Origin of the sequence: Paenibacillus sp. NPDC056722 (genome assembly GCF_042790635.1) — a bacterium.
Lineage (GTDB): Bacteria > Bacillota > Bacilli > Paenibacillales > Paenibacillaceae > Paenibacillus_AQ > Paenibacillus_AQ agri.
Genome location: NZ_JBHTYV010000001.1, coordinates 122,602 through 139,194 on the forward strand (window position 1 = coordinate 122,602; position 16,593 = coordinate 139,194).

Here is a 16,593-nt window from a genome sequence, read left to right on the forward strand (position 1 = left end):
TGTGGAAAAAGTAAACATGTCCATTCTCTTTTATCCTTAATTTGTACGTTGACAAATCCGCTTTCGACTGTTGGATTAACAGTAATCCTCTTGAAAACACTACCTGTAACGATTATGATGGATAAGATTGGACACAAAAAATTCGCAATTCGGAGGAGATGGAACAATGGCCCCCCCAAAGCCCAACCGCGTAGTCGTAATCGGTACAGGCGCCGTCGGAACGACAACCGCCTATACTTTGTTGTTGCGCAGACGGATGCAAGAACTGGTATTGATCGACGTTAATCATCAGAAAGCGCTCGGTGAAGCGCTTGATATGAATCACGGCATGCCCTTTGTCGGCGGCGTGAAACTATGGGCAGGTACTTATGAAGATTGCCGTGATGCGGATATTATTATTGTGACCGCCGGCGCCTCCCAAAAACCGGGTGAGACTCGGATTGACCTGCTAAGAAAGAACATTTCAATTTTCAAAGACATCATTCAGAAAATAACCAAATACAATCAACATGCTATTTTGCTGATTGCTACGAACCCGGTTGATATTTTGTCCTATGCGACATTGAAAATAAGCGGCTTTGACCGTAGACGCGTTATCGGCTCGGGCACTGTACTTGATAGCGCAAGATTCCGTTATCTGATCGGACGCCACAAGGAGATTGATCCGCGCAGCATCCACGGGCAGATCATTGGAGAGCATGGCGACTCCGAGCTTCCAGTATGGAGTCTCGCGAATGTGGCCGGGATCGAGCTTGGCTTTGACGAAGAAGAGCGCAAGGAGATTTTTGAGGATACCAAGAACGCAGCCTACGAAATCATCGACGCCAAAGGGTCCACATCCTATGCGATTGCCCTGGCACTCGACCGGATTGTCGTTTCGATCCTTCATAATGAAGGTGCGGTCCTGAACGTCTCGACACTGCTCAATAATTACAATGGAGTCTCGGATGTATTCCTTGGTGCTCCTTGTATTGTTGACCGTTCCGGCGTGCGCGAGGTTCTTGATCTTCCATTAAACGAAGAAGAACAAGCCCTCTTCCAAAAATCCGCTGAGAAGCTCAAGTCCGAAATCGCGAAGCTTGAATTATAAGCTTCTTGTACAAGCTGCTGCCAGTCTTTTGACTGGCGGCTTTTTGTTACTCCTCTATTCTTCCCTGGTGCCGTCGTCATCCCCCGACCATTTTTATCCAGCAAGCGCTTGGTCTCCACATAGTTCAGAACATATTTGGAGAAAGCTTCAAAGTATCGTACTTGGAATGACTAATGAATCTACCATTCCTCTTTCAATCCTCTTTCACTACTCACCCATGCTCTCTTCAGGCCTATAGAGATCTACTCGATCGATTTCATATAGCGAGCGCTCGTTGCCAAGTAACGGACACCAGAGACCTTATTGCCTATTGATTCAAGCAATTAGGAAGCTAACGGACTCCAGTGCCCTTATGAGCAGAAATGCTATTCAAAATCCACTGTTCGGGAGAAAATAGCGTCTCCTGTGTCCACTACATGTTCTAGGAGCGGCTTCATCTGCAAATAACGACGATACGGTCCGTTAGCGCCCATGCGTGAGCTTCAATCTCTGTAGATTCTAGAATGAGTCTGATTCCAAGGCATCCCCCAAATGAGTTTCCATAGCCAGATTGCAAAGGATCCCCGTTCAACCATATGGTTAACATAATAATTATTATGTAATTATGGGAAAAGCAAACGACTACCGCTGCGGTAGCGAGATTTGCAGTTTTGCCATGGCTTCTTCCTTCTCCCGGCTCGTAATATGCGTATACACCGTTGTCGTCTGGATCGACGAATGGCCCAGCAGCTCCTGAAGCGTCCGCAAGTCTGCCCCTTTACGAAGTAACATAGTTGCGAAGGAGTGACGCAGCTTGTGACTGGAATACGGTCGCCGCTGGGATGCCGGAATCTCTTCCTGAAAACGGTCGAATGTGTCAGTAGCGATCTGCTGAATAGCCCGGATAGAGAGCCGTCGTCCCTTTTGCGAGATGAACATGGCTTCCTCTTTGTTGCGCCAAGGCGCAAGCCGCTCGGACAAAGCCTGATCCAAAAAAGGCGCAATGTCTTCCGGAACCGGAATATTCCGCCACTTCCGCCCTTTTCCGAACACTCTAAGCGAACGTCTTTCTACATTATAGTCTCCCATATTCAGCGTATGGACTTCCCCTACCCGTAGACCCATATAGGACATCAGCAAAAAGATGGCCAGGTTGCGATGTCTGTACTTGCCTTCTATGGAAGACATAAAGCGCTGCAGATCGCCTTCATCAAGGTAAACGGGCTCCCGGTTTTTTTCTGTTTTGGATTTCTTGATGCCTGCTGCGGGATTGTCTCTATGCAGCTCCAGTTCGATCAGCGCCTTGAAAAAGCAATTCACCGAAGCATGCTTACGGTTACGGGTGGCATCACTGACCCCGCGTTCGCGGACTGAGGTCAGGAAGGAGACGACATGCAGCTTCTTGACCATATCTAGTCTTTTGCCGTTCAGACTGCCGAGAAACTCCCTCACATCTGCAAGATAGGATTTCTGCGTATATGGGGTGTATCCGGCATCCTTCATCCAGATGAGGAAGGCATGCAATTCTTCTTCGTATTCTTCATTCAAGTCGTCCACACCTATGCAGCCCCTCTCTGTGATTTCGACAATCTATTGTACCATAGATTGCCCCGCGCGAAAGTAGTCTTTCTTCCTAGAGGATGTGTCCTGCACGTCTGCTATCGCGTTATTCCACTCTATCCCATGCTTCTGAACCATCAATAGAAATTCAGCCAGCGCTGGTGATTTCCACTTTTTATGATGATAAGCAATTTGAGTAGCTACACGCTGAGATTCATCATTCCAGTTCAACTTGGCCATTTTTCCTTCAGCAAGCTCGCTTCGCACGGTCACCAGCGGTACAAATGATAAACCCAGTCCAGCCATTACACACTTCTTGATCGCCTCGATGCTCCAGAACTCCAGATTGGGATCAGGAAAAACGCCATGGCTGTTCAAATAATGTTCGAACAAAGTCCGGTAGGTACACCCCGTCTCCGTATGAAGAATAGTTTCATCTTTCAAGTGGAGTGGCTCTACTTCTTCAAGGAACACCAGCGGGTGATCCAGCGGAGCAATAAGCGCCATCTCTTCATGAATCAAAGTCTCAACGTACAGATCTTTATACTCAGTCTCAGGCTGCAGTAGGAAGGCTATATCCAACTCTCCAGAACGTAAGAAGTCGGTCAGTTCCCAGCAAGCTCCCGGCTTGAGAATAATCTGGACCTGCGGATAGCGGCCACGGAATTCCCGGATAATCCCCGGTAGTCGAAAAGCCGCCAGCGATTCCGGCGCACCGATCCGCAAGGTGCCTGTGATCTCACTGCCAGCGCGTAGCGCATCCTGAGCCATGGCATGCATTTTGGAGATTTCCTGGGCATACGGTAGCAGACGGCGTCCCGCATCGGTCAGGATGATTTTTTTGCTGATTCGGTCAAATAAGGGCTGACCCAGTTCCCCTTCCAGCGCCTGAATCTGTGCGGTAATACTAGATTGTGCGTAATCCAGCTTCTGCGCCGCACGGGTAAAACTACCGGTCTCCACCACAACCAAAAAGGTAAATAAATGACGCGATTCCATGTGGCCTCCTGTCTATGAATTCAACCATCGGTTTTTCAGATGGATAAGATTCGATAATTCTGTTTTTCCAATGGGTTTATTATCTGATACTCTATAACAAAACACAAGGAAAGCAGGATCAATATTAATGAAGCAAACGTTACAACGTCATATTGGCATGCCACAAGCAATCGCACTATATATAGGAGCCGTACTTGGTTCTGGTGTCCTAATTGTCCCCGGACTAGCTGCGGAGATGGCGGGTCCCGCCTCCCTGCTGGCCTGGGGATTCATGACACTCCTGATCCTACCAATGGCACTATCCATGGGGCTACTCTCCGCCAAGTTCCCCAATGCCGGGGGTGTATCCCACTTTGTCACCTTGGCCTTCGGACCAAAGGCAGGCGCGCTGGTGGGCTGGTTCTTCCTAATGTCCGTCCCGATTGGCGGCCCTGTCGCGTCCTTGACCGGAGCGGGTTATATGACTGCCGCCATGGGCTGGGACAACAATGTTAGAATCGCTCTGGCCGCTGGCATGTTAGCCATTGGACTAATCACCAACTGGATCGGCATGCAGTTAGCCGGTAAAATCCAGGTGGCCGTCGTCATCGCCATCGTGGCCGTGCTTGTATTCTCTTTCGCCGCGGCGCTGCCCCGAATGGAGAGTGTTCATTTTACGCCTTTCGTGCCACATGGCTGGATGAGTGTCGGGCAGGCCGCAGCCATCCTATTCTGGTGCTTTATTGGCTGGGAGGCGGTCTCCCATCTCTCCGAGGAATTCAAGGACCCGCAGCGTGCCGCTGTAAAAGGGGTCGCGATTGCTGCGATTATCGTGGGCATTCTGTATTTCCTGTCGGCATTAGCGACAGTGGGCACCCAAAGCTACCTTCAAGGCGGCTCTGACGCATCGCTCGTCTGGATCATCAGCCAGCCGCTCGGCCGCTGGGGCGGATTCATTGCCGGACTTACCGGCATGTTCATCTGCACGGCGACTATTATAGCCTATTCCAGTGCAGCCTCCCGGGTTGCTTTCGCCTTAGCACGACAAGGTTATGCGCCCAAGTGGATGGGAACTCTGTCGGCACGATATAACACACCCACTGGAGCTATCGGCTTTCTGTTGGGATGCTTTGTGATTGTCTTCGTACTATATGGAAGCGGCCTGCTCTCCATTACGACGCTAATCCAATTTCCGAACGCAACGTTTATCCTGACCTATATTGGCGGCTGCGCAGCCGGAATTCGTCTTTTGCGCGGCAATCGGTTAGGCGTAACAATCAGTTGGATTTCTTTAGTGGCGACACTGGCTGTCTTCCCGTTTACGGGCTGGGCGATTGGTTACCCCTTGATCATTTCACTATTGTTTGTCTGGGTGGTTTACCGTAAGAAAAGTAGTGATGAGCTCAATAATTCAGCAAATATTAATTAGATCAAAAAGCTCCCCATACAGTACCAGGCTTTTGTCCTTCGCCTGACCACCGTATGGGGAGCTTATTAATTTTACAAATATTTTTTCCGGATTAGTCCAATGTTTTTTTAAATCTCATACAAGCAATCGATAACATTGCCAAAGTAAAAATACATAAGACCGTTACCTGCGTAATTAAAAACTCAATACCCACACCCTTTACCATTATCCCTCGGGTTATTTCAATAAAATATGTTAGAGGAATTAAATAGCTTAGTGTATCAATAACTACAGGCATTGCTTCCCTCGGAAAAATAAAACCAGACAATAAAACGCTAGGCAACAATATTAATGAGGTGTAATTCATGGCTTGCACTTGAGTTTTAGCGATTGTTGAAATAAGAATGCCTATAGATAATGTGCATAGCACAAAAAGAAAACCCAACCCTAGAAATAGCGGAAAACTACCGGAAATGTGTACTCCAAACAGCAAGATACAGATAATTAGCGAAAATAAAAAACCAATATAACCAATTACAATGTAAGGTATTAGTTTGCCAAAAATCAGCTCACTTGCTTTTACAGGAGTCACCATTAATTGTTCGATGGTACCTTTCTCCCGCTCTCGGACTAGCGTGAACGCAGACAACATAATGGTGATGTTTTGTACAATCAAAGCAATTAATCCTGGAATACTGAATACGGAGTTTTCCATCGTAGGATTATATTTAATATCAGTAGCCAATACCAACGAATTAAATCCAGAGCTCTCTCCAATTCCAAGAAGATTCATACGTTGCCCGGTTATATCTGCAATGTAATCTTTCCAGACTAGAGATGCACTATTAAGAGCCGTACCCGCGATGGTTGGATCTGTTCCATCAACCAGGAATTTCACCTTGGCAGCCTCTCCTGACTGTAACGCCTTCTGAAAATTAGGGGGAATCACTATTCCAGACCGTACTTTACCAGCATCAAGTAAATCAGACAGCTCAGATATTGAAGCCACATCTTTAGCGACAGTGAATGATCCTGAATTAGAGAAGAGACTAACCAACTCACGACTCTCCTGTGTTTTACTCTGATCAAAAACAGCTAGGGCAATATGATCGACATTGTTTTGTACAGAGTACCCGAATAAAACAATCCAAACAATGGGGATTACAATAGGGACCTTTATACTGACCGGATCTCTTATAATCTGAAAAAACTCTTTTTTCACAATAGACCAAAATCTCTGGAAGCTGAAGCGATTACGCATTATAGCCTCCTATCCCCGGAGAACTTTCCTCCTTGTTCATTCTGTCAACATAGCGAACAAATACATCCTCTATTCCCTTAGCACGTTCTTGTTCTAAAAGATGGATGGGAGAGACTACGTCACCTATAATTTTCCCGTTATAGATGAATCCTATTAAATCACAGCGTTCTGCTTCATCCATATAATGAGTAGTAATCAAAAATGAAGTCCCTTGATCTGCAAGTTCTCGAATGATCCCCCAGAACTCTCTGCGAGAAATAGGGTCAACACCTGCAGTTGGTTCATCAAGTATCATTAGCTGTGGTCGATGAATCATTGCACACCCCAGTGCCAGCCGCTGCTTCCATCCCCCTGAAAGGTGCCCTGCAATCTGTTTCTCTCTTCCTTCAAGTTTGGCCATGCTTAGCAGTTCCCTTTTCCTCACTTCACGGGCAGACTTATTCAATCCATAGATCCCGGCATAAAAATCCAGATTCTTCTCCACACTCAAATCTTCGTACAAACTAAACTTCTGTGACATATACCCTAAATTCTGACGAACAAAATCAGTATTTGTTTTTACATCTTTTCCGAGAACCCGCAAGTTTCCAGCCGTAGGGAGCAGAACACCACACAACATACGAATTGTAGTCGACTTCCCAGACCCATTGGGGCCCAGAAAACCAAAGATTTTGTTCTTTGGAACTGAAAAGCTAATGTTATCCACCGCAGCATAACTTCCGAAATGTTTGCTTAAACCTTCCACTTCAATAGCATATTCCATAACTTCCCCCTATTCCAAAGGAATAATTGCATCAGCAGTCATTCCAGGTTTTAAATTTTGTCCCTTATCGACCTGAACTATAAATTTAAATGATGAATAATCGTTGTTATTTGAATTTTTAATGTTCTCAGATGAAAAATCAGCTTCTTCCGCTATGAATGTGATAGTCCCTTGTAGTTTATCATCATTTCGTCCCTTAATTTCCAAATCTACTTTTTGATTCAATTGAATGCGATCTAGATATGCTTGTGGGATATAGAAGCTTACTTTTCTTTCTTCGGGACCTGCTAAGATAGCAACTGCTGTTCCAACACTGATTATATCTCCGATTTGAACGAATCTATTTGTATACACGCCTGTTACGGTTGCAATAATCCTATGTTTCTGAAGCAGAAGATTTGCTTGATCCAATTGAGCGGTTGCAGCATCGACGTCTGCAGTTAGTTGGGCGATTTCACTTGCGGACCCGTCATTATCATTTTGGGCCTCTTTCAATTTCTCTTTTTTACCACGAACAATCGCTTCCTGTTGGTTTACTATTAACTGCTGCATGGAGGAATCGAGTACGAATAGCGATTCTCCCTTTTGAATCGAGTCACCTTCTTTTTTTAACACCTCGGTAAGCGTTCCACTCACTTCACTTCTGACCGTATAATTATCACCCTCCACATTACCACTTAATCTAAGTTTAGACTCAGTAGAACAGCCAGATACTAGCAATGCATAGAAAATGAAGGTTGCTGTAATAAAAATTTTCGCTAACCGAGCATTCAGTATAGAAGTAATCATCATCTTCCTGCCTCTCTTGATCATTGTGCCTACCTCCCATCATCATTATCAGATAGTATTTCAATTTCCCCGCTCATCCCGTCCATTCTTATCATTTGCCCCGTCTGCAATCGACTAGTTGCATTTATAGCTCCTACAATTGCCGGTATTCCATATTCACGCGCAACGACAGAACCATGAGTCATCATCCCACCGACCTCCATTATCAATCCGCCTGCTATGAGGAATAGAGGTGTCCACGCAGGATCTGTCGCAGGACAAACGAGTATATCTCCAGGTGTTAGCTGAACTTCTTTAGGATCATGCATCACACACACCCTTCCCTTCACTATACCAGGTGAGACGGGATTGCCAGACAACTTCTGTGAAACCTCTCCACTTCCAAGTTGCTCATCGTAAAAAGCAGTACCGTCACTAAGCAGTAAACGCGGAATTCGTTTCCGCCGGTTCTCTTGCAAGTATCTTTCTTTTCGATCCTCAATTAGGTTTTTCCATTTATTTGTTGCTTCGGAGTTCTCGTCTTCATTTACGATTAATTGCTCCACTTCATCAATATGCAAATAAAAAATATCATCTACGGCTGCAAGCAGATCTTTCTTGGTCAACACTGTTCCAATACACATTAAATTACTGCGAATCTTATCCAAAAAACAAATAATTGCAAACTTCGGTGTTTCACGCAACCCCCCCAACAAACGCAGGCGCTTCGAGGATATCAGAGCCAACCGTCTTTTCAGACTCCCGGACAAACCTTTTTTGAATGATGACTCCAATTCACGCTCTGCTTCTGCCGCCTTCATCACACCCATTTGATAGAGTTCAACAGGAGAAGACTGATTATCCTTGACCTCTAGATAACTTTTTAATACATGAAATACATGTGTTGGATCCTCTGTCCATCTTTTTCGTCCAATATCAATTTCTGCAATTCCCCGCATTCCATAATTTTGAAAAAAATCCATCAGTAGCCTCTGCACCTTATTTGGTAGTCGATTATCCAAATATCGATTTGAAAGTTCAGAATCAGTCAAGAGACGGATACATTTGTAACTTTCTTGATCCTCCTTCACAGCTAAAGCAATATTCCATAATTGAAAATCCATTTCCGAAGTAATGTTATTGGGCAGACTTCGCGTAAGATCCAAAGAAATTTGCATCCCCCGAGGCAGTGTCGAAGTAAGTCTAAGGAGCAATTGCATTGGAAGATGTCCAGACAGAGTCCCAGGTAGCAAATGGCGAAATAAGAGTTCAGGCAGAGCTGCTGAATACTCTTTGACTTGCCGTAATAGATCGATTGGCGTATCTTGATCTCGTTTGGCAATATTGGTTAATGCTGACTCAATATGTCTCTGTAATTTATCAGGCGCGGTTTTGACAAAAATTAAATTTCTAGCTGTTTCTATCCACATTTGCCCTAGTTTCCACAGAAAACGCGGCCTTAACAGAAGCTTTATGGCTTGTAAGGAAGAGTTCAGCCACGGGTCTCCTTCTCGAGTAATCCTATTTAGTATTGAATGAATTGTCGGGTCTAAGGAAGACATGATCGTCAATATAATTCTGCGTCCCAAGGTGTCACGCACGAGTGGGGTAATATTTACATAAAAACGTTCTGCTGCTGTATAAAAGGCTCGCTGTTTCAAAGTTAGCTCTCTAAATCCTAAATATCCGGATATATTTCCGATGATATCTGATAAAATACTTTGCCCCATTGGAGTAAAGGGAGTCATAACCCCTTGCCAGGAAGCAAAGGAGAACCAAATCTGGAGTGACTTCTCCTCCTCTTTCGAGTGTTCCTTGTGGTAGGTTTGCGGGATTGGAAACAAAGAAGTTATTGAACGAGACTGAACGATATAAAAGACACCCTGATCATTTAGAGCCCACTCTACATCCTGAGGATGTTTGAAGTAATCTTGAATCCGCTCTCCTACCATGACTAATTCCATGATTTCAGAGTCGTTAAGTGTTGGTACAGATGAACCCTCTACTTCTTCAACCTCTTCAATGCCTCCTTCTGGTTTGCCACGAATAATTAATCCTTTCTCACCCAAATACGTTGATACAATTTCTCTAGAGGATACGTCTACTACAAAATGATCCGGGTCTACCTGTCCTGAAACTAAGGACTCTCCTAAGCCCCATGTGGCATCGATCACAATTTCCGTTCTTTTTCCCGTCAATGGATTTGCTGTAAAGAGCACTCCTGAAACCCTGCTTGGAATCATCTGTTGTACAACTACCGCCAAAGCCTGGTCTTCATGAACAACAGCATTTCTATTGCGATAATCTATCGCTCTTGCTGTCCATAGACTGCTCCAACATTGAACAACATTAGAAAGCAAGGAATCGATCCCCGTCACATGTAAAAAGGTATCTTGTTGCCCGGCAAAAGACATATTCGGAAGGTCTTCAGATGTTGCAGAAGATCGCACCGCAACCGGACAACAATCTCCAGCATCCGTCTGCTGATTTAGCAGCTCGTAAGCCTGCTCAACTTCTTTAATGATCTCAAGAGGAATCTCTCCAGCATCAAAAAAGGCTCTAATCTTCGCTTCAGAAGACTGCGTGTTAAAAAGCACAGTTTCATTTACTGTTAGTGCGTCGTTGATTTTCTGAGCCAACTCATTGCTCTTCAAAAAATGCCAATAGGCATCAGTTGTAATACAAAAGCCAGGAGGGACCTGAAAATCACCTTTAATCAAACGTCCAAGATTGGCAGCTTTCCCACCAACCAGACTTAACGCTTCATCATCGATCATATCTAAAAATTTAATGTATTTCAAAATGCTCCCCGCTTTCCACGTTAGATCACTTTACAATTCCATTGAAAAAAATATCCAGGATTCCCGCCGTACTATACGTTTGTTTCTCACCAAGTCCAACTAATCGAATCGAGGCATATGTTCCTTGTATAAGGTTTAGCAGAACTATTGCAGCCTCTTGTGAGTTTATTGCTCTAAATATACCTTCTTCTATTCCCTGATCAATTGCTTGAGATAAGAGTGATAGGTAGCGTTCATAGATTGGTAGTAATTCCGGCTTATTCTTATTCCAAAGTGCCGGTAATTCCTGCCGCACCAACTGTATTACTGAAGATGACTCATACAAAAAAGAAATGGTTATTTCAGCGCCGACAGTTAGTCTCGCTCTAGGATCGGCTATTTCGCTTATAGATTGTGCAACTTCGTGAAATTTAAAGATAGTTTCTACCAACAGCTGTTGCACAATAGCTTCTTTGTCTGGAAAGTAGTGATAGATTGTCGCTTTCGCCAATCCGGAATGTTCAGCAATCTCTCTTACCGAAGTTCCTTTATAACCCTTACTTTTAAAAAGCATATTGGATACTTCTAGTATTTTAGCAAAAGAGTTATCTATGGGTTCTCACTCCTTAGGTTAAACTTGTAATCGACCGACCGACCGCCCGATCGGTCGGGATGATTTATTGTTATTTTATTTCCATTTTGTGCTATTGTCAATATCAAAAAGGTATTTATTGTTTTTATTTAATATATATTTACAATTATTTTATTCTGTGTTAAATTTAATCCAATTTACACCATGAAATTACATATTATTCTATTAATTATTATCGGGAGGTAAAAAATGAATAGTAGAAAGATCAAAATCATGGGTACCGGAAAATATTTACCTAAAAGAAAAGTACTTTCAGAAGAGATTGATCGCAAGTTAGGTTTACCTGAAGGCTGGACAGAACAAAAGTCAGGCGTAGCTTATCGTCATTACGTGGATACTGAATCCACATCGGAAATGGGTGCAAATGCCGCCAGAGAAGCGATTAAGGATGCCGGTTTGGAACTGGAGGATATAGACTGCATTGTATCTGCAAGCGGCACTTATGAACAACCTATCCCTTGCACAGCTGCACTCATCAAAATTAAACTCGACATGGGCAATTCCAATATCCCCTGCTTTGACATTAATTCAACATGCTTAAGCTTCGTAACTGCGCTGGACGTAGTTTCATTTCTCGTACATGAGAGGAAGTATAAAAATGTGCTGATTGTATCCAGTGAAATTGCATCGCCAGGATTAAACTGGAAACAAAAAGAAAGCTGCATTCTCTTTGGCGATGGAGCAGCAGCAGCTATCATAAGTCGAAGCGAAGAGCATGAATCTTCTGAACTCTTAACCTCATTAACTGAAACCTATGTAGAGGGCGCCTCTTATACCGAGATTCGCGGAGGCGGAACCCGTATTCCATCAACAGAATATAATGGAGATAATTTGGATGATTATTTATTTAATATGAATGGTCGAGCCGTCTTTAAACTTTCCTCCAAAGTCATTCATAACTTCATGAAGCGACTTTTCGATCAGACGTCTATCAGCAAGCAAGACATACATATGGTTATACCACATCAAGCTAGTGGCTTGGCCATGCGGATCATGAGACAGAAGCTAAATTATAAAGAAGAGAAATTTATGAATATCATTTCCACACACGGCAATGTAATTGCAGCCTCAATCCCTATGGCCCTGCATGAGTGCATCAAACAAAAACGAGTTCAAAGAGGAGAAAGATTATTGCTGATGGGTACTTCTGCTGGCCTTTCTCTCGGAGCCGTGGTTTTGGTCTATTAGTCGCTCATTTTAGCCGTAATTCCCTTCATTTTTGCACCTACACTTGCCCTTCTTATTGATATTTAATCGATTTAAACTAAAACAGCGTATAATTTGTGTTATACGCAGTTATTTTAGAGCCTTTTTGCCCTTATTTATCCTCAAATAACTACATCCTGTTGGAGGACAAGAACCTCTACCGATTGCAGACTTCAGTATGAGAAATCTTATGAATGCTCTTAAAAAGGGATCAAAAGCTCTAAAAAAAAGCAGCGGGGTCTGGAACATGAAATACAATGTTCCAGACCCCGCTGCCGTGATTGGGCTACTATTATTAGTTATAGAGCTTATCTACCCCTCCTCCGATGCTTGGATCAATAGAAGATCATAACTCGCTGCCACACCTCCCTCTATGCTGAACTTCTCCTCGTATTCCTTATACATACTGGCGAACAGCCGCCTCGAACTAAGACCACGCACATTAACAGCCTCAGAAGTGCTGGCTCCCATCGATTTTACCGAGTGAAGAAAGTCTCTTGCTGAAGCATACTTTTCCGTTTGAATCGAGCGTTCCAATTGGATACTTGAAAATCCTGATTCCTTAAGTATGCTGTTCCATTCACCGGTTGATAGAAACCTCAGCCCGTGCCGCTGCGGTTCCAATCCATTGGCTCGATAAGCTTCATTAAAAGCTTCATGCATCTCGCAGAATGTGTCTGGCCCGAATGTCGTGAATATCAGCGAACTTCCAGGACGAAGCATCCGCCGAAGGTGACCAAGTGTTTGTCTGGGATTGCTCAGCCATTGAAAGCAGGCGTTGGAAACGATGAGATCAAACGAGGCTGCCTTAGCATCTAACGCCCACATTTCAACATCAGCATGAAGAAAGCGTACACGGTCTGAAGTTTTTTTTCTGATGCCATTAAAGTTCGCTTCATCTGATAGGACACGTTGTTCAGCTAATTTGATCATCGCGGGCGCAATATCAAGGGCAGTAATATTCGCACTGGGCCATTCAGATACTAGAATCTCGGTCAGCGTCCCCGTGCCGCAGCCGATCTCAAGAATGTTGGGCCCGAAGATGTTACTTTTGTTCTTCATCCCTAAAAAAGATTTTGCAAGTCGATCTGACATCAAACGCTGAACATGAGCGTGAGTGTCATACGAATTTGCATTACGGTTAAATTGACGGCGAATATCACTTATCCTGCTGCTCATGCCACCATCTCCTTAGTTCATTAGCTATTTGGCCTTCCCTCCCCAAGAACGGGGCATGCCCGCTGGCAGGTATCGTGAGTAACTTTGCTTTTGGTAACTGGGCCATCAGCTCCGATGCAGCGCCGTAAGGACAAATACGATCCTCCGCCCCGTGCACAAGAAATACCGGACAAGTGATGCTCTTCAGTTGAGACAGGCATTCCTCGCTTCGCAAGATTTGAAGACCTGCGATTAGCGCTGAGGTTGTCCAGCTACCGATTGGGGGAAGGCTTGCGCCAAGATCGGCCTCCCATTCCGCCTCCGTAAATATGAGCTGCCGGAATTTTGCTTCAACATCTTGTCGGTTCTGTGCAAGCCCTGCAATCATCTTCCTAACATATATATCCGCCCAACCGAGATCAGACTCCTCTTTCGATCTAGTAAATCGAGCAGTTGCCCCGAACAACACAAGGCCATCAGCGAACCCTTTGATCGATAGTCGTAGTGCCAGTAAACCTCCGAGAGACCATCCTCCGATCAACAGCGGACCGTGGAAATCCCTTGTCCTAGAAGCATCTCCATCTGAATACAGAAAATTTTTCACTGCTATTTCAGTCAGGAGTAGCATTTCCTCTGGAGAATCAGCATCACTGTAATCTACAGAGACATGATGGAAATCCGGAAGTAACTCACGAGTCCGATCGAAAACCGTATCCGGCATCCCCCATCCGCACAACCATAATATAGTGCCACTTGTCTTTGGCTGAGCCTCCATTGAAATATCATCCAAACCAATCATGACCTCAACACCCCTAGTCGAAGACTGACGTTGTGGATGCGTACGGCTGCATGGGTCAGCTCCTTATCACTGTGAACGGCTGACAAGGAAAAACGAATGCGCGCTGTGCCATCAGGCACAGTAGGTGGACGAATAGCAACCGCTAGAATCCCCTCTTCTTCTAGAGCTCTGCTGAAGCGTAAAGCCAGATCGTTATTGCCGACGATTAAAGGTACAATTGGAGAGTCGCCGGCACCGATGTTAAACCCGGCGTCACAAAGCAAGGACCGAAATAACCTGCTTGCCGCACAAAGCCTTTCTCGACGCCAGTGTTCCTCTTGTACCAAAACTAATGCTTTTGTAATACCAGCTACGATAGAAGGAGGCAACGCAGTTGAATAGATGAGTGGTCTAGCCTTGTTCACAAGCCAGCGAATTACCATGCGGCTGCCACAAATATAAGCACCATAGACACCGAAGGATTTGCTGAATGTTCCCATGTGTATATCCACATCATCCTGCAACCCAAGTTCATGGCTTAACCCCTCGCCGCGCCCTCCGTAGATCCCCCCGCTATGTGCCTCATCCACCATTAGCATTGCTCCGTACTCGCGTTTGAGCGCAGCAAGTTCACGCAATGGCGCCTGATCGCCATCCATGGAGAAAACAGCATCTGTAACGATCAGCTTCCGCCGTTTATCACGATACTTGTCCAATAGCGTGCGCAAATGCTCCATATTATTATGACGGTACCGGGCATGCTCCGCTCGGCTCAATACAATGCCGTCCACAATGCTTGCATGGTTCAACTGATCGCTAAAAACAACATCACCCCGGCCTACTAGTGCACTAATAACACCTGAATTCGCCATATATCCATTAGCAAAAACCAGTGCTGCTTCGCAGTTTTGCCAATCGGCCAGCGCTTCTTCCAAACGACTATAAGACGCCCGGTTACCTGTCACATGGCGTGAAGCACCTGAGCCAGCTCCTTCCGTGAGCAGTGCCTCCCGCATCACTTCAAGTATGGCAGGATGCTGGGAGAGTCCAAGATAGTCATTGGAGGACAGGTTGAGTAGCACTTGCTCTCCGCGCAGCGTATAACCAGGAGATCCGGATACTGGGTTACTTATGTGCAAGGAGCGCTCCAACGAAGCATCAGCCAATAACTTAAGTTCTTTTTCCATCCAGTACATGGTTGACACCGCCTTAAAGGGCATTTAATTCAATCTCAAAGCCCAAATCCTCAATGATTTGATGATCAGCCGTAACTTCTTGGCCTGCTGTCGTTAAATAATCACCTACAAAGAGTGAGTTTGCGGTGAACAGAGATAAGGGCTGCAGCGTACGGAGGTTGACTTCTCGGCCGCCTGCCACGCGGATTTCTTTAGAAGGACAAATGAAACGAAATAGCGCCAGTACCTTCAACGCTTTCATTGACGGTGTGCGGCCCGCATGTTCCAGAGGTGTTCCTGGTATCGCGTTCAAGAAATTGATAGGAATCGAATCCGCATCCAATTCGCGGAGCGCATATGCCATTTCAACAATTTCTTGATTGGTCTCTCCCATGCCGATAATTACACCAGAGCAGGGAGACATACCGTGAGTCTTTACCTTCTCCACAGTTTCAACACGTTGATCATAGGTATGGGTCGTCGTGATGGAGGGGTAGTTCGCCTTACTCGTGTTTAAATTGTGGTTGTAGCGATGTACGCCAGCTTCAGCAAGACGTTCGGCTTGATCGTCCTTGAGAATCCCCAGACATGCGCAAATTTTCAGTGGCATTGTGTTACGGATTTCTCTAACCGCATCCACCACTTGATCCAACTCCTTGTCTGTCGGGCCTTTCCCGGACGCTACAATACAATAGGTTCCAGCTTTGCGTGCCAGCGCTTCACGTGCGCCTGAAACCAACGTGTCTTTATCAAGCAAGGTGTATTTTTTAACCGGGGCTGTCGAAACAATCGATTGCGAGCAGTAGCCACAGTCCTCAGGGCAAAGGCCGCTTTTGGCGTTGATGATCATGTTCAGCTTCACTTTTTTACCGTAAAAATGTTTTCTCACCTTAAACGCAGCCTGCATGACCAATAACACCTCATCATTGTCGGCGTCCAGCACAGCAAGCCCTTCCTCTAACGTTAAACAATCTCCGTTCAATGCTTTTTGGGCAAGCGCTAGCCAATCCATCTCCGCTGCTATTGTATTCATATCA

14 protein-coding genes are annotated in these 16,593 nt (G+C 45.1%); 3 read left to right on the plus strand and 11 right to left on the minus strand.

Going from position 1 to position 16,593, the window contains the following annotated elements; all coding sequences use genetic code 11:
* Positions 1 to 166 precede the first annotated feature (166 nt).
* Positions 167 to 1,090 (plus strand): L-lactate dehydrogenase, encoded by a 924-nt coding sequence (locus ACFRAM_RS00620; RefSeq protein WP_066361404.1) that lies wholly within the window; start codon positions 167 to 169, stop codon positions 1,088 to 1,090.
* Between the two features lie 621 nt (positions 1,091 to 1,711).
* Here ACFRAM_RS00620 and ACFRAM_RS00625 read toward each other — a convergent pair.
* Together ACFRAM_RS00625 and ACFRAM_RS00630 are read right to left on the minus strand one after the other, a co-directional pair.
* Positions 1,712 to 2,572: a tyrosine-type recombinase/integrase gene (locus ACFRAM_RS00625; RefSeq protein ID WP_379464723.1), complete on the minus strand. Its 861-nt coding sequence runs from the start codon at positions 2,570 to 2,572 to the stop codon at positions 1,712 to 1,714.
* Between the two features lie 87 nt (positions 2,573 to 2,659).
* Positions 2,660 to 3,628 (minus strand): LysR family transcriptional regulator, encoded by a 969-nt coding sequence (locus ACFRAM_RS00630; RefSeq protein ID WP_379464011.1) that lies wholly within the window; start codon positions 3,626 to 3,628, stop codon positions 2,660 to 2,662.
* Between the two features lie 127 nt (positions 3,629 to 3,755).
* Here ACFRAM_RS00630 and ACFRAM_RS00635 point away from each other — a divergent pair, with 127 nt between their 5' ends.
* The gene (locus ACFRAM_RS00635; protein ID WP_379464013.1) at positions 3,756 to 5,036 is read left to right on the plus strand and encodes an APC family permease; all 1,281 of its coding nucleotides are present in this window, start codon (positions 3,756 to 3,758) and stop codon (positions 5,034 to 5,036) included.
* Between the two features lie 91 nt (positions 5,037 to 5,127).
* On the opposite strand, the gene ACFRAM_RS00640 is transcribed toward ACFRAM_RS00635, so the two are convergent.
* Genes ACFRAM_RS00640 through ACFRAM_RS00660 form a run of 5 tightly spaced genes read right to left on the minus strand, consistent with a single transcriptional unit; the run spans position 5,128 to position 11,200 of the window.
* Positions 5,128 to 6,276: an ABC transporter permease gene (locus tag ACFRAM_RS00640; protein ID WP_379464015.1), complete on the minus strand. Its 1,149-nt coding sequence runs from the start codon at positions 6,274 to 6,276 to the stop codon at positions 5,128 to 5,130.
* Entirely contained in the window at positions 6,269 to 7,039 is a 771-nt protein-coding gene (locus ACFRAM_RS00645; RefSeq protein ID WP_175370178.1) for an ABC transporter ATP-binding protein, read from the minus strand. The genes ACFRAM_RS00640 and ACFRAM_RS00645 overlap by 8 nt, the downstream gene beginning before the upstream one ends.
* A 9-nt stretch (positions 7,040 to 7,048) precedes the next feature.
* Complete coding sequence (locus tag ACFRAM_RS00650; protein ID WP_175370179.1) at positions 7,049 to 7,852, minus strand: efflux RND transporter periplasmic adaptor subunit; 804 nt, start codon at positions 7,850 to 7,852, stop codon at positions 7,049 to 7,051.
* 5 nt (positions 7,853 to 7,857) lie between these two features.
* Positions 7,858 to 10,608: a PEP/pyruvate-binding domain-containing protein gene (locus tag ACFRAM_RS00655; RefSeq protein WP_379464018.1), complete on the minus strand. Its 2,751-nt coding sequence runs from the start codon at positions 10,606 to 10,608 to the stop codon at positions 7,858 to 7,860.
* Between the two features lie 25 nt (positions 10,609 to 10,633).
* Entirely contained in the window at positions 10,634 to 11,200 is a 567-nt protein-coding gene (locus ACFRAM_RS00660; protein ID WP_312876290.1) for a TetR/AcrR family transcriptional regulator, read from the minus strand.
* A gap of 228 nt (positions 11,201 to 11,428) precedes the next feature.
* Here ACFRAM_RS00660 and ACFRAM_RS00665 point away from each other — a divergent pair, with 228 nt between their 5' ends.
* Positions 11,429 to 12,427: a beta-ketoacyl-ACP synthase III gene (locus tag ACFRAM_RS00665; RefSeq protein WP_175370181.1), complete on the plus strand. Its 999-nt coding sequence runs from the start codon at positions 11,429 to 11,431 to the stop codon at positions 12,425 to 12,427.
* A gap of 330 nt (positions 12,428 to 12,757) precedes the next feature.
* Here ACFRAM_RS00665 and bioC read toward each other — a convergent pair whose 3' ends face one another.
* The 4 genes from bioC to bioB are packed head-to-tail and all read right to left on the minus strand — an operon-like array spanning position 12,758 to position 16,589.
* Entirely contained in the window at positions 12,758 to 13,624 is an 867-nt protein-coding gene (bioC, locus tag ACFRAM_RS00670; RefSeq protein WP_379464020.1) for a malonyl-ACP O-methyltransferase BioC, read from the minus strand.
* Entirely contained in the window at positions 13,605 to 14,402 is a 798-nt protein-coding gene (locus tag ACFRAM_RS00675; protein WP_379464022.1) for an alpha/beta fold hydrolase, read from the minus strand. Before ACFRAM_RS00675 ends, bioC begins: the two co-directional genes overlap by 20 nt.
* Positions 14,399 to 15,577 carry an 8-amino-7-oxononanoate synthase gene (bioF, locus tag ACFRAM_RS00680; RefSeq protein WP_379464024.1) on the minus strand — a complete coding sequence of 393 codons (1,179 nt, stop codon included), beginning with the start codon at positions 15,575 to 15,577 and terminating at the stop codon, positions 14,399 to 14,401. The genes ACFRAM_RS00675 and bioF overlap by 4 nt, the downstream gene beginning before the upstream one ends.
* A gap of 13 nt (positions 15,578 to 15,590) precedes the next feature.
* Positions 15,591 to 16,589: a biotin synthase BioB gene (gene bioB / locus ACFRAM_RS00685; protein ID WP_379464026.1), complete on the minus strand. Its 999-nt coding sequence runs from the start codon at positions 16,587 to 16,589 to the stop codon at positions 15,591 to 15,593.
* Between the last annotated feature and the right edge of the window lie 4 nt (positions 16,590 to 16,593).

Bases quoted from the DNA above. Each gene is read 5' to 3' on its own strand.
- ACFRAM_RS00645 (WP_175370178.1), bottom strand. From the start codon at position 7,039: ATGGAATATGCTATTGAAGTGGAAGGTTTAAGCAAACATTTCGGAAGT.
- ACFRAM_RS00625 (WP_379464723.1), bottom strand. From the start codon at position 2,572: ATGAAGGATGCCGGATACACCCCATATACGCAGAAATCCTATCTTGCA.
- ACFRAM_RS00675 (WP_379464022.1), bottom strand. From the start codon at position 14,402: ATGATTGGTTTGGATGATATTTCAATGGAGGCTCAGCCAAAGACAAGT.
- ACFRAM_RS00635 (WP_379464013.1), top strand. From the start codon at position 3,756: ATGAAGCAAACGTTACAACGTCATATTGGCATGCCACAAGCAATCGCA.
- ACFRAM_RS00640 (WP_379464015.1), bottom strand. From the start codon at position 6,276: ATGCGTAATCGCTTCAGCTTCCAGAGATTTTGGTCTATTGTGAAAAAA.
- bioB (WP_379464026.1), bottom strand. From the start codon at position 16,589: ATGAATACAATAGCAGCGGAGATGGATTGGCTAGCGCTTGCCCAAAAA.
- bioF (WP_379464024.1), bottom strand. From the start codon at position 15,577: ATGTACTGGATGGAAAAAGAACTTAAGTTATTGGCTGATGCTTCGTTG.
- bioC (WP_379464020.1), bottom strand. From the start codon at position 13,624: ATGAGCAGCAGGATAAGTGATATTCGCCGTCAATTTAACCGTAATGCA.
- ACFRAM_RS00630 (WP_379464011.1), bottom strand. From the start codon at position 3,628: ATGGAATCGCGTCATTTATTTACCTTTTTGGTTGTGGTGGAGACCGGT.
- ACFRAM_RS00650 (WP_175370179.1), bottom strand. From the start codon at position 7,852: ATGATCAAGAGAGGCAGGAAGATGATGATTACTTCTATACTGAATGCT.
- ACFRAM_RS00620 (WP_066361404.1), top strand. From the start codon at position 167: ATGGCCCCCCCAAAGCCCAACCGCGTAGTCGTAATCGGTACAGGCGCC.
- ACFRAM_RS00665 (WP_175370181.1), top strand. From the start codon at position 11,429: ATGAATAGTAGAAAGATCAAAATCATGGGTACCGGAAAATATTTACCT.